14 protein-coding genes are annotated in these 13,489 nt (G+C 42.9%); 10 read left to right on the plus strand and 4 right to left on the minus strand.

The window, feature by feature from the left end; all coding sequences use genetic code 11:
- Positions 1-29: 29 nt before the first annotated feature.
- The 7 genes from QWZ17_RS13050 (at position 30) to QWZ17_RS13080 (ending at position 7,707) form a co-directional block, all read left to right on the plus strand.
- The gene (locus QWZ17_RS13050; RefSeq protein ID WP_290305673.1) at positions 30-1,187 is read left to right on the plus strand and encodes an MBL fold metallo-hydrolase; all 1,158 of its coding nucleotides are present in this window, start codon (positions 30-32) and stop codon (positions 1,185-1,187) included.
- 134 nt (positions 1,188-1,321) lie between these two features.
- Entirely contained in the window at positions 1,322-2,356 is a 1,035-nt protein-coding gene (locus QWZ17_RS13055; protein WP_290305674.1) for an SAM-dependent methyltransferase, read from the plus strand.
- Positions 2,353-3,486: an alpha/beta hydrolase gene (locus QWZ17_RS13060; protein WP_290305675.1), complete on the plus strand. Its 1,134-nt coding sequence runs from the start codon at positions 2,353-2,355 to the stop codon at positions 3,484-3,486. Before QWZ17_RS13055 ends, QWZ17_RS13060 begins: the two co-directional genes overlap by 4 nt.
- Before the next feature lies 1 nt (position 3,487).
- The gene (locus QWZ17_RS13065; RefSeq protein ID WP_290305676.1) at positions 3,488-4,780 is read left to right on the plus strand and encodes an NAD(P)/FAD-dependent oxidoreductase; all 1,293 of its coding nucleotides are present in this window, start codon (positions 3,488-3,490) and stop codon (positions 4,778-4,780) included.
- 70 nt (positions 4,781-4,850) lie between these two features.
- Positions 4,851-5,534 (plus strand): hypothetical protein, encoded by a 684-nt coding sequence (locus QWZ17_RS13070; RefSeq protein WP_290305677.1) that lies wholly within the window; start codon positions 4,851-4,853, stop codon positions 5,532-5,534.
- A gap of 40 nt (positions 5,535-5,574) precedes the next feature.
- Positions 5,575-6,381 (plus strand): DUF1365 domain-containing protein, encoded by an 807-nt coding sequence (locus tag QWZ17_RS13075; protein WP_290305678.1) that lies wholly within the window; start codon positions 5,575-5,577, stop codon positions 6,379-6,381.
- 87 nt (positions 6,382-6,468) lie between these two features.
- On the plus strand, positions 6,469-7,707 hold the full coding sequence (locus QWZ17_RS13080; RefSeq protein ID WP_290305679.1) for an SAM-dependent methyltransferase: 1,239 nt from the start codon (positions 6,469-6,471) through the stop codon (positions 7,705-7,707).
- 68 nt (positions 7,708-7,775) lie between these two features.
- On the opposite strand, the gene QWZ17_RS13085 is transcribed toward QWZ17_RS13080, so the two are convergent.
- The 4 genes from QWZ17_RS13085 to QWZ17_RS13100 all read right to left on the minus strand — a co-directional run bounded on the left by QWZ17_RS13085 (position 7,776) and on the right by QWZ17_RS13100 (position 11,605).
- A complete protein-coding gene (locus QWZ17_RS13085; RefSeq protein WP_290305680.1) occupies positions 7,776-9,122 on the minus strand; it encodes an MFS transporter in 1,347 nt (448 codons plus the stop codon).
- Positions 9,123-9,222: 100 nt separating this feature from the next.
- On the minus strand, positions 9,223-10,017 hold the full coding sequence (locus QWZ17_RS13090; protein WP_290305681.1) for a molybdopterin-dependent oxidoreductase: 795 nt from the start codon (positions 10,015-10,017) through the stop codon (positions 9,223-9,225).
- The gene (locus QWZ17_RS13095) at positions 9,998-10,708 is read right to left on the minus strand and encodes a cytochrome b/b6 domain-containing protein (protein WP_290305682.1); all 711 of its coding nucleotides are present in this window, start codon (positions 10,706-10,708) and stop codon (positions 9,998-10,000) included. The genes QWZ17_RS13090 and QWZ17_RS13095 overlap by 20 nt, the downstream gene beginning before the upstream one ends.
- 111 nt (positions 10,709-10,819) lie before the next feature.
- Positions 10,820-11,605, minus strand: a complete 786-nt coding sequence (locus QWZ17_RS13100; RefSeq protein ID WP_290305683.1) for a DUF1223 domain-containing protein — start codon at positions 11,603-11,605, stop codon at positions 10,820-10,822.
- 255 nt (positions 11,606-11,860) lie between these two features.
- On the opposite strand from QWZ17_RS13100, the gene QWZ17_RS13105 reads away from it, so the two are divergent.
- From QWZ17_RS13105 to QWZ17_RS13115, 3 genes are all read left to right on the plus strand, one after another.
- On the plus strand, positions 11,861-12,433 hold the full coding sequence (locus QWZ17_RS13105; protein WP_290305684.1) for a sigma-70 family RNA polymerase sigma factor: 573 nt from the start codon (positions 11,861-11,863) through the stop codon (positions 12,431-12,433).
- Positions 12,434-12,444: 11 nt separating this feature from the next.
- On the plus strand, positions 12,445-12,720 hold the full coding sequence (locus QWZ17_RS13110; RefSeq protein WP_290305685.1) for a hypothetical protein: 276 nt from the start codon (positions 12,445-12,447) through the stop codon (positions 12,718-12,720).
- Positions 12,721-12,799: 79 nt separating this feature from the next.
- The gene (locus QWZ17_RS13115) at positions 12,800-13,060 is read left to right on the plus strand and encodes a lipoprotein (RefSeq protein ID WP_290305686.1); all 261 of its coding nucleotides are present in this window, start codon (positions 12,800-12,802) and stop codon (positions 13,058-13,060) included.
- Positions 13,061-13,489 lie beyond the last annotated feature (429 nt).

The following is a 13,489-nucleotide window of genomic DNA, read 5'->3' on the forward strand; positions in this document are numbered from 1 at the left end:
TACAGCGTTGCGACAAATGAAAGGGGCAAATGCGACATGACGCGATACACCTGCTTTTTAACCTGCAAACCATAAACGTTGTTTTTCGTTTTCACGTAATGAAAAGTGGTTGTTTGAGGATTTGGCTTACTGCACTGTTGCTAACAATAATTGCCGGCTGTGGCCTGGTAAGGTCAATGGGCAAAAATCCGGCGGGCGAAGAACTCGCGCGACTGGACACCTTGCCCAATTACAAAAATGGCAGTTTTGAAAACCTGGCCGAACGTGCCGATACCACAACAAAACGTAAATGGCTTTTTTTACACAGCCGCCCCAAAACTATCCGGCCTTCTCATGAGCTGCCCTGGGTTAAAACCGATTTAAATACACTGGCAGCCTCTGCGCCAACTATTGTTTGGTTTGGGCATTCTTCCCTGCTCATCAAAACCGGGCAGGGTAACATCCTTATCGATCCCGTTTTTAGTAATCATGCGGGGCCAGTGCCGGGGGTAGTTAAGGCGTTTGCAGGCACCACGCATTACCACGCCGAGGATATGCCGCCAATAGATGTGCTCATTATTTCTCATGATCATTATGATCATTTGGATTATCGCACCCTCAAAAAATTGAGAAGCCGAATAAAAATGGCGGTTGTACCCCTGGGCGTAGGCTCAGACCTGGTGTATTGGGGCTTCGACCGCAAAAAGATCATCGAACTGAATTGGAACCAATCGGTTATCCTACCCGATAGCCTCCGGATTACCGCCACGCCCGCGCAACACCGCAGCAACCGCTCCTATAGTCGTGAAAATAAAACTCTTTGGGCATCATACGTAATACAGTCCGGCCGGTACCGGTTGTTTTACAGCGGCGATAGCGGCTACGGACCGCATTTTAAACAAATAGGCCAGCAGTATGGCCCGTTTGACCTGGCACTGCTGGAGTGTGGGCAGTACAGCCCCAATTGGCCATGGACGCACCTATGGTTGGGGCAAGCCGCCCAGGCTGCCGTTGATCTGCATGCCAGTTTGCTGCAACCAGTTCATTGGGCCAAGTTTGTAGAAGCCAACCATCCCTGGAACGAGCCTATAAAAAAGCTGCTGCCCGCCGCCCAAAGGTTAGGCATCCCACTAAACGTTCCGCGTATTGGGGAGCCTTATACTTTGGGTGATGCGCCAAAGAATGCTGTATGGTGGGATTTTGAATAAATGATTGGGGTTTAAAACGTGAAATGAACAATAAAAATATTGTCCAGGCAATCCAAGCGCTCATTCAAAACGTATAACTCTCAAAACAGCTAAACAATAAACGCGGATTAAGCCCCCTGCGCAAAACCTGAAATATGTGGTACGATAAACTCATTGAACAAGATAAAGTACCTGATCTGGTACTAAGGCAAGGTATCCGTAAACTATTAAAACAACGCCTGGAAGACGAAAACAAAGGCAATGTTGAAGCGCAGCAGGCGCATTTAATGTCGCTGATAGCACAGTTGAAGGCTTCGCCTATAGCGGTTAATACTGTCGATGCCAATGAGCAGCATTACGAGGTGCCAACACAGTTTTACCAGTACTGCCTGGGTAAAAATCTTAAATACTCCAGCGGTTATTGGAAACATGGGGTAACTGATATTGATACCTCCGAAGATGATATGCTCGAACTTACCTGCCAGCGGGCCGAATTGGATAATGGCATGAATGTTTTGGAACTGGGCTGCGGCTGGGGATCTTTATCATTATACATGGCTGCCAAATTCCCCAAAAGCAATTTTACGGTAGTATCAAACTCGCGCACGCAGAAAATGCATATTGACGAGCAGGCCGACAAACGTGGCATCGCTAACCTTACTGTGCTTACTGCCGATATGAATACCTTTACCATTGCCGATACTTTTGACAGGGTGGTATCTGTAGAGATGTTTGAGCACATGCGCAATTACCAGTTACTGATGGCCAAAGTAGCATCGTTTTTAAAGCCCGATGGTAAACTGTTCATCCATATATTTACCCATAAAGAATATGCCTATCTGTTTGAAGTAATTGACGAAACCGACTGGATGAGCAAATACTTTTTTACCGGCGGCATTATGCCCAGCGACGACCTCATGTTTTATTTTAACGATGACCTGCTGGTTGAAAAACACTGGCATGTAAGCGGGGCGCACTACGGCAAAACATCTGAAGCATGGTTAAGCAATATGGATAAACACAAAGCCGAAATTATGCCGCTTTTTGAAGCAACCTATGGTAAGGATCAGGCTGTTAAATGGTGGGTATACTGGCGTTTGTTTTACATGGCCTGTGCCGAGTTATGGAACTACAACAATGGTAACGAATGGATTGTAAGTCATTATTTATTTCATAAAAAAGCTGCATGACCCGCTTAGTTATCTGTATTTTATTACTGCTTATTTCGTTGCTTACTGTTTTTAAAGCTTTTGAATATTATATGTGGATGCTGGCTATTGTAGCATCTGAATTTTGTTGGGTATTCATCATCTTTTGCGCTATAGCGTTGTCGTCGGGCTTTTTTACATCAAAATATCAGCTGGCGGGTACTATAGTGGGGCTTGTTGCGCTGGCATTATTTATAACGCCTATTGTACGTGCCTACGCGGTTGCAAGTACTTTAAAGCAAAATTTCACTACAGTATTTGGCCAGGGCAGTACCATTATTAAGGGCGAAAACACCCAGCCTCCCTTTAGCATTAGTAATATGTTTAAGGCGAATAAAGAGGTAAAAGCCAAACAGCTCACTTACAAAACCTACCCGGGGCTTGCTCTTACTATGGATTACTTTCCTACCCAGGTAGTTGGTCGCAGGCCATGCGTGGTAGTTGTACATGGTGGCTCGTGGAACAAAGGCGATAATACCCAGCTGCCCGAGTTGAACAGCTACCTGGCAACATCGGGTTACAATGTGGCTGCCATTAACTATCGCCTTGCGCCAAAATATCAAACCCCGGCACCGGTTGAAGATATTCATGATGCCATGGCCTATCTGCGTAAACACGCCGACGAGCTTCATATAGATACCAATAATTTTGTGCTGCTGGGCCGGTCGGCAGGTGGGCAAATCGCTATGCTGGCTGCCTATAGTTTGCACGAACCCGGTTTAAAAGGATTGATAGATTATTATGGCGTGGCCGATATGGTTTGGGGGTACTCAATCCCTTCGAGCCCGCTGATTATGGATTCGCGCAAGGTTTTGGTTGATTATGTTGGCGGCACTTATGACCAGGTGCCCGATAAATTCGCGGCCTGTTCGCCCATTGAATATGTGAACGCGCAATCGGTACCTACGCTTATTATTCATGGAGGTAACGATGTACTGGTATCGCCAATACATAGCGGTAAACTTGATGCCAAGCTCACTAAATTCGGCATCAAACATTTTTACCTGAAACTGCCCTGGGCTACCCACGGCTTCGATTTTAATATAAACGGACCGGGCGGCCAGTTGGCTACCTATACTGTTGAACGCTTTTTAAATACCGTTACCAAATAATATGCTAAAAACTGCCATCATTGGTACCGGTATTGCCGGTATGGGCTGCGGTCATTTTTTGAACGCCAGTCATGATCTTACCTTTTACGAACAGAACGATTACATTGGCGGCCACACCAACACGGTAACGGTTGATGAAGGTGGTAAGCCCGTTTATGTTGATACCGGTTTTATGGTGTTTAACTACCATACCTACCCCAACCTTTGCCGCTTATTTGCCGAGATTGGCGCGCCGGTGAAGAAAACGGATATGTCGTTCAGTGTGCAGCATGTGCCTACGGGGTTGGAGTACTCAGGCTCAAGTGTTAATCACCTATTCGCGCAGCGCAAAAACATCTTCAATATTAAATACCTTAAAATGCTGATGCAGATAGGGCGTTTTAATAAGGAAAGTGTGAAAATTGTTGACGACCCTAAATATGCCAATTACTCCATTGGTCAGTACGTAAAAGAATTTGGTTTTGGCGAGGAGATGTTGTGGAAATATTTGGTACCCATGAGCTCGGCCGTATGGTCGACCCCGATGGAGGAGATGCTGGATTTTCCCGCGGTAACACTTATCCGCTTTTTTCAGAATCATGGCTTTTTGGGATTAGATACCCAGCACCAATGGTATACATTGGAGAAGGGGAGCCAATCGTACCGCGAAATTTTGATCAAACCGTTTAAGGATCGAATTAAGGTGAATCGCAAGGCGCTCAAGGTAACCCGGCTTGCAGATGGCAAGGTATCGGTAAGCGCGTCAGATGGATCGGAAGAGGTATTTGACAGAGTGATCATCGCCACCCATGGCGATCAAGCTTTGAACCTCTTAAAGGAGCCAACAAACGACGAGCAAAAACTGCTTTCATGTTTCAAATACCAATACAACAAAGCCACCTTGCATACCGATGAAAGTATTATGCCCAAAACCAAACTGGCCTGGGCCAGCTGGAATTACCGCATACAGCAAGAAAACGGCAAGCTAAACCCAAGCACTATTTACTGGATGAACCGGTTACAGGGCGTATCTGATAAAAAGAACTACTTTGTATCCATCAACCCGCACAATAATATCGACCCTAAAAAGATCATCAGGGAACTTGATTATGAACACCCGCTGTTTGATGTGCCGGCGATAAATGCGCAGGAACAACTGTACAAGTTAAACCTGGATGGCCCGGTATACTTTTGCGGCAGCTATTTTAAATATGGTTTTCATGAAGATGCTTTTGCCAGCGCGGTTAAGCTTTGTTCGCAATTGCTGGGCAGGCCGGTGTATGATGAAAGTGTGGTGATTCAGCCGCCGGTATAGGATATACAATTTAATGCGCCAAATTGCGGTATTAAAGTTAGCTTTGATAAGCTAATCCTTATCCAAGTTTATGAAGGCTTTTAATATCGCAACTATTGTAATCTTATTTCTGACACTATCTACTTGCAAAAATCCGGCATCAAAACCCGTTGCGGAAAAACCAAAAACAACCGATATCACAGCTACAAGAAAGGCTGACATCGATACAACCAGTACATTTGCCATAGCCGGATTTAGGGCAGCCTTAAAAAAATCATTTGACTTTAATACGCTTAACAAGGCTGGCCAAGACACCCTTGATATTGTGATTTGTGGAGAATATGCTTATTCTCCGTTTGGAATTATAAAGGATAAGTCGGCTTTTAGTTCAAGCTTATTAAAAAACTTTACAGTTACAAACCGAACAGACAGCATGGATGTCGGACCATTTGAGTTCCAGATACTGAAATATGGCTCAAGTAAGTTGATCTTCTTTTTTGATAAAGACCCTGAAGCCTCAAAACACTCTGATATTTTTAAAGGTGAAATTTATGATGCAGATGTTTCTTTTTTAAACGGCGTTAAAATAGGGATGTCGCTCGGTGATTTTTATGCCGTTTTTTTTGATCAGTTCCCAACAGCGTTGAAGGACAAATATCATGTAATCCTCATTACATCATGCGTTGATGATATCATTCAAACTTACACCTTTAGAAGAGACAAACTAAACTCTGTTATATTCAAAAATGACAGCTATTGGAAAGTAGATTACTGATTAACTAAACTACCCTTGGGTTAATTCCGTATATTCAACAATGTCAAATGCGGCAATTAATTCCTGCTTATACAAAGCCAAAGTAATGCATCACCGGCTTGCACCTAAAGTGCACCGCTTTCACTACGAGGTATTTATGTTTTACCTCGATCTGGATGAGATAGACAGCCTGGGCAAGCGCATGAAGTGGATGAGCCGTAACAGGTTTAACCTGTTCAACTTTAGGGATAAAGACCATTTACAATTGCCCCGCGAAAATCCGGACACTTCCAAAAACATCCGTCAGCATATTATCCAATATTTAAACAATAATGGTGTTGATATTGGTAATGGCCGTATTATGGTGCTTACCAACCTGTGTACCTTAGGTTACCAGTTTAACCCGGTATCATTTTATTTTTGTTATGACGAGGCCAACAAACCGGTATGCTCGGTTGTTGAAGTTTGCAATACCTTCCTTGAAATGAAACCTTATTTTTTAGGAGCCGATACCAAACAAGGTGATGGCTTTAAGCTGAATACCGAAAAGTACTTTTACGTATCGCCTTTCATTGATATGGATACCAATTTTGATTTCGACCTTAATATACCGAGTGAGAAATTGCAGGTTAAAATTGATGATTATGATAAGGATGGGAAGCGCTTTTTTATTAGTACCTTAAGCGGTGTACGCAAACCTTTAACCGATGCCAATTTATTATTATACTTTTTTAGCTTTCCGTTAATCACCATAAAAGTAATTACGCTTATACACTGGCAGGCTTTTAAATTATGGCTCAAAAAAATACCGTTTCATAAAAAAGACGATCAAAAAGAACTTCAAAAAGAAGTATTCAGGCCTTATTGACAAATATTAACGCAGTAATAAAAACTTAAGACCAATTAAATTACGTAACTATTACAAATAACACTATACGCAGTATTTTTAAATATCATGGCTAATACCCTCACACTCGTCAAAAAAAACAGCTTCTACCAGGATGTGGTTTTGAAAACCTTATCACGGATGGATAAAGGCACCCTTTATCTTACCCTGCCCGATGGGGAGCAATTGGTGATGGGTACCGGCGAGGGCAATATCAGCGCGCATATCTCTATCCACAGCGAAGAGTTTTACAAACGTATTATCCTTTACGGCGATATTGGTTTTGGTGAAGCTTATGTAGATGGTTTGTGGGATACCGAAAATATAACCAACGTAATACGGTGGGCGCTGTTAAATATCGAAAACGCGCCGGGCGTATCGGGCAGTAAGGTGCAAACGCTTTCATTAAACCTCATGAAATGGTTTAATAAGCTGTATCACTTTAAAAGAGCCAACACGGTCGAAGGTTCGCGCAAAAACATTTCAGAGCACTACGATTTGAACAATGATTTTTTTGCCAGTTTCCTTGATCCAACCATGACTTACTCGGCCGCTTATTTTTATAAAGATGGCCTATCATTACAGGAAGCGCAGATTGCCAAGTATGACCGTCTTTGCAGGCAGTTGTGCTTAAAACCTACCGATCATGTATTGGAAATTGGCAGCGGATGGGGCGGTAATGCCATTTATATGGCCCAGCAATACGGCTGCAAGGTAACATCGCTAACCATATCAGAAGAGCAGCATAAAATGGCTGTAGAGCGTGTAGAAGCCGCTGGATTAAGCGATAGGGTAAGCATCCTGATTAAAGATTACCGCCAGATGAGTGGCACCTTTGATAAAATTGTATCTGTAGAAATGCTGGAAGCTGTGGGCTTTAACTACATGGATGTATACTTTAAAAAATGCCATGACCTGTTAAAGAAAAACGGCATTCTGGCCATACAGGTAATAACTTCGCCCGATTCAAGATACAAAGCCCTGCGCAAAGGGGTAGATTGGATTCAGAAACATATTTTCCCGGGCTCATTGCTCCCATCGGTAGGTGCCATCAACGAATCTATCAATCGCACCGGCGATATGACTATGGTTGATTTAAAAGATATCGGCCTTGATTACGCTACCACCCTAAAACTATGGCACGAGGCTTTTAACGCCAACCTAACAAAAGTAAAATCATTGGGTTTCGACGATAAATTTATCCGCAAGTGGAACTACTATCTATGCTATTGTGAAGCCGCCTTTGAAATGCGCAACATCAACGTAATGCATTTGGTTTACACAAGGCCTAATAATATTGGTAGGTAGTTGATTGGGTGAGTGGTTGATTAAGTTGGATTTGGTTGAATAATCCAACTCAATCAACCCAATTTAACTTAATCAACCACTCTCCTCTCCTTAAACCTGCTGAAAAATACGATTGCCAGCAAGCACAATACGCATCCGCAGATGCCGTTAAGGCGCAGGCCATAATCGTGTCCGGGATCTTTACCGTATACGGTTAAAAACGCGAAGAGGGCGATGCCCAGCGTTTGACCTAATTTTACAAACAGATACTTTACTGCAAAAAACATCCCTTCGCGGTTTTCACCAGTCCGTTTGGCTTCGCTTTGGGCTATTTCGGCAAGGATGGCATTGGGCAATATACCCAATGAGGCCAGGGGGAAGGATGCGCTTAAAACCAATATGTAGATTTGCGCCGTTGGCGATAAGGGAAATTTGCCCAGAAAAAATATCGCCACAAAAATGAGGCTCAATAGGCCAAAGGAAAAAAGCACAATAGCCTTCTTACCTATCTTTTTAGAAAGATAATTTACTCCCGGATAAAACACCAGTGAAAATAACACCATAGCCCCCATCAAAGCACCACCCATTGATTCGGGCAGGTGAAGCAGTACGGTAAGGAAAAACAACAGGCCGCTTGATATGATGCTCAACGACATATAGTAAGCAAAATCTGATATGAGGTAATACTTGAAATTGCTGTTTTCAAATGTTTTTCTGATGGCCGGTAACAGGGGTAAGTGCGTTGGCTTACTACTCGAATATTTTCTTTCGTCAATAGCCAACACCGGTACCAGCATAATGAGGCCGGCAAAGGCACACAGGCCCCAGATGGTATATTGCACTGCCGAATCACGGTCGATAACATGAAAAATATGTTGCACCAGGTCGGCAAAGTTATTTACCATGGCCGATATGATGATGCCTATTACAAAACCCACCTGCTGCAGGGACGATAGCTTTACCTTTTCGGCTGCAGTATCGGTCATTTCGGGCAAAAGGGCATTATAGGGGATAATATAGCTTGTAGCGGCCATAAAGAAGCACACCAGGGTAAAGGTGATCCATGCGGCATTTTTCATGCTTTCGGCTCGTACTACCGGAAAAAAAGTGAGACTGCAAAACACGATGGATGGCAGTATGGTCCACTTCATAAATGGGATGCGTCTACCCTTGGGATTTTTACTTTTATCGCTTAATGATGCTATGAAAGGATCAAAAACAGCATCAACAAATCTGCCCGAAGCCGCGATGATCGACATGATGTTTAACACCCCAAAAACCAACAACTGCGGCACCAGCGGAATTAAGCCGGAGCTTGATGGCGGCAGATAAAAGTAGGGGAGCATTACAATGATAATATTGGTCATCACGCTCCAGCCTATCATACCGCAGGCATAGGCAAGTTGTTTGAATATTGGTAGTTTGGCTGCCGGCATTACATGCAATATGCAAATATTAACTCAATAGCGGCAATAAACTTATGTACACCTCAGCATTTATTCACATTGGCAGGGCAATTGGTATAAGCGGCAAATTTTACAATCCCGAGTAATAATCATAACCTTGCTCGGCCCAGTAATCGGGCGGGCGTTTGTTGCTAAAGGTCATGGTACCTATTCTTTTGAGGTTTTTAATACCGTATTTAACCGGGATAATGAGTCTTAACGGCGCGCCGTGTTTAGGTGGCAGCGGCTTTTCATTTACCTCGTAAGCCAGCAATGTTTGCGGGTGCATGGCGCTGGGCATATCTATGCCTACGTAGTATTGTTTATCCGGTGTTTCTAAGCCAACATATTGAAGCGCGGTTTCAGCATCTAACTTAAAATGACTTATAAAATCGCTAAATTTTACGCCTCCCCAGTGCGATATCTGGTCCCAGCCCTCAACGCATTTAAAATCATAAACAATATCTGTTTTAGGCAGGGCCTTGATATCATCGATGCTGATGTTTAATACTTCGCCTGATTGTTTTTTCACTTTGAGCGCCCAGGCCGTTACATCTATCTTACCCTCGTTCCCGATATCTTCATTATGACGCACATTTTTTGCCGCCATTTCCTTAGGGTACGTTTTTACCAGGTTATTATTGCTAAACACCCGGCGAAAGGCAAGCTCTGTTTGATTCAAGGCTCGTCTTAAAGGCTTACGCGCGCCCGCGGTAATAGTCGCGGTTTCTTCGGGCGAATTATACAGCCATTTCCAGCCGCCATATGCAACTCCCGATGCTACAAAGAAAGTACCGAACGAGATAAAATTGCGCCGGGTGATCTTTTGCTCAACCGTCAGCGGCTTTTTGGGGCCTTTATTTTTTTTACTGAATAGGTTTCTCATCTGCTGGGGTTGGGGTTTCAACAATAGGTTTAGGATCGGGTTTACTGATCACTTCAAAGCCGGATATTACCGACCGGAAGTTGTTCCAACCAGCCAATATCACCTGTATAATATGGATCAAAAAGAAAAACACATAGCCAATGGTCAATGCGAAATGCAGGATACGGGCAAAATGATAACCACCACAAAGCCAGGCCAAATAATAAAACTGTACGGGTTTATAAATAGCCAGCCCTGTTATCAGCGAACCAAAACCCATCACTATAATTGCGGTATAAGCAATACGTTGTGCAGCGTTATATTTTTTTTGCGGCGGTGCCATTTTGCGGATGTGTAAATCATGCAATAACACCAGCCAGGCTTCTTTAAATGATTTTTTTTGAGGTACCAGTTCACGCCACTCGCCGGAAATGATGGTGTATAACACGTATACAAGGCCATTGATCGCAAAAGCCCACATAAATAAAAAATGAAAAGCCATACCCTCGGCCAGTCGTTTTTGGATATGAAAAGTATTATAAAATCCCTCGGGAAAAAAGCCGAAGAATTTATGCCCGAAGATGGTTATGGTGTACACATCATTGGCCCAGTAAATCAACATCCCGCTCCAGATCATGATACTCAGGATAGGGAAGTTTATCCAATGCGTCCAGCGCATGGCTAAAGGGTGCTTTTCTTTTATTTGTTTCATTTGATTAGAGGTTTGCAGCTATGATAAATTGGCTGCCTGAGATTGGCTTTCAAAAATAATCAGTCCTTCCCTATAGCGATGGGTTTTAAACCCATCGCTATTTTCCAAAATTTAGCTACCTGTCCCAAAACCCGCTTTCGCGGCGGCCAAAATTGAACCATTGCCTGTATTTTGTACAAAACCTATCACTTCATATCCCTGCGGATTAAAACCGTCGGGCAGCGTTAAAGTAGCGGTACCTTTGCCGTTTGCTGTTATAGCCTGTGTTTGTACTTTACGTACAATTTGCACATGGGCCAAAGTACGACCGCCGTTTTCACCACGTTGTACCTTGGTTATACCATTTTTCTGCACAAGGGCTAATAATAAGGTGCTGTTTTTATCGGCACCTTCGGTATTATATTGTACAGTAACGTGACCCTGGTTGTTTTGTGCATTAATGGTTAGTTTACCACCGGCAGGAGTACGCAACCCGGCTGTTATAGCGTTACGCAACGTACCTTCTTCCGATCCTACGAATTCCTTTTTGCCGTTCACCACTATCTGTGGGGTGTAAACCGATTGCAGGTTTAACCAGCTGGCGTACTCGTTTTGTCGTTTGGAATAATCGGCACTGCTAAAAACATCTTTCCAGCCAAGGCGATTCCAGTAGTCGACATGGAAAGCCAAAATGTAAACGGGCTTGTCGCTGTCTTCTTTTTGAATACGGGCCACCAAGTCATCGGCCGATGGGCAGCTTGAGCAGCCCTCTGATGTAAACAATTCAATCACCGCGAAGCCATTGCCTGCCGGTTTATCCGTATTTTTAACTGTTCGGGTATGTTTCGTAAATGCAGCTGCCGCCAATACCAAACCAACAAGGCAGGCGGTAAGGGATAATATTTTTATAGCTTTCATAATCTGTTAAGTTTAACTAACGTTTTCTGGCTTAGTCGGGGTTTTTGGAATAACCTTACAAAAAATATTTTTTTATGCGATGTGACGGCGGAGCAAATCAGTAGGCGTATAAATAAATTATAATCAACAGGATAAACGTAAATTTAAGCAATAATCCGGTCGGTTTTATGTAACATAAGAAATCGATATTTTCCTTGTAAGGATTTTAAGTTATAAACGACTAAGCGCATAAAGTTTCATGAACATATCTGTTAAATGGCTACCGAAAATCAATATTTAAATCCGCGGCAATGGGTTGAGGCCCATGCCGATTACTTATATGGCTATACCCTTTCGCGTTTAAACGACGAAGAGCAGGCTAAAGACCTGGTACAGGAAACATTTTTAGCAGCGCTGGAAAAGGTTGATAAGTTTGAAGGCAAAAGTTCCGAACGTACCTGGTTGACCGCTATACTAAAAAACAAAATTATCGACGTTTACCGCAAAAGATCATCTGGCTTGCGAAAGGTAGAAACACTGGCAGCCGAAGAAGAGCAGCGCGATTTTTTTGAGGACGATAACGGCCATTGGACAAAAACACACGCCCCACAGCCTTTTGGCATTGAAGATCATGATCCTTTAGTGGGTAAAGAATTTAACGGCATCCTTCAAAAATGTATGCAAAAACTGCCTGCTTTATGGATGGCTATTTTTACCATGAAACATATGGACGATGCTACTACAGATGTTATTTGCAGCGAGTTAAATGTTACCCAAGCTAACTTTTGGGTTATAATTCACCGGGCCAAGCTTAACCTGAGGGCCTGCCTGCAAAAAAACTGGATTTAAAATTTAACAATATGAGCCCACTTAAACACATCATATATAACTGCAAGCAAGCCACGCTGCTGATCGAGAAACGGCAGTTTAAAAAGCTAAGCTTCCGCGAGTTTGTGGAGTTGCGCATCCATTTGGCCGGGTGCTCTGTTTGTACTTTATATAACAAGCAAAGCCAGGTGATACACCAAATGATGCTACAGCTTTTTCATGATTCTATGCAAACAACCGGCGTACATTTAGATACCGGCTATAAACAGGACCTGCAAATACGCATTGAGAAAGAATTAAATAAATAATTAAAATATTTTGTAAGGTTTGCCAAAACCGCCCGACTAATGCTGAAATGTTCATATAAAACAAAAACTAAAAACAATTATGAAAAAAATCATTTCAGGCGCATTGGCAGCTACAGTAGTGGCAGCGTGTTTAACCATCAATGTACAAGCTAAAACTTTAGCACCATTTGCTGCAAAAGCATCAATTACAGCGGTAAGTGATACCGGCAAAATGGCTAAAGACAAAATGAAGATGGACAAGATGAAGAAAAAGAAAATGGACAAAATGGGTAACGACAAAATGGGCAAGGATAAGATGGGGAAAGACAAGATGAAGAAAGATACTGGCAGTAAAATGTAAGTTGTTTTTGTTTTTTGATCGTGAAGAGGGAGGTGATGCTCCCTCTTTTTTTATAATACAGATAGCGTTCCACCGGAGCGGGTGAAACACAGGTATGGCTTTGGAACGGATTGTTGTTATCTGTCAATTAGTTATATATTTTTTTAGAATTAACCTTATGGAATACTGGAGCCTTACACGGCGGCTGGACCTGTAAACACATGACAGGATTATCTAAAAAACTGTAAATCTTTTTCAGGACGATACGCTACCCTGGTTTTGTACTTGCGGCAAGAAGCATGATTTCTTGTTTTTCTACAAAGCTTACTTCCTATGGGAGAGGAAAAATTTTTAACTTAATGACAATGAACTTACGCCACAAAAATTCCATTCCCCTTCAGGCCTCTATCAGTGGCATTAAGCTGCAAGTTGAAAGATCCGGTAATGTAT

Origin of the sequence: Mucilaginibacter flavus (assembly GCF_030409315.1) — a bacterium.
Lineage (GTDB): Bacteria > Bacteroidota > Bacteroidia > Sphingobacteriales > Sphingobacteriaceae > Mucilaginibacter > Mucilaginibacter flavus.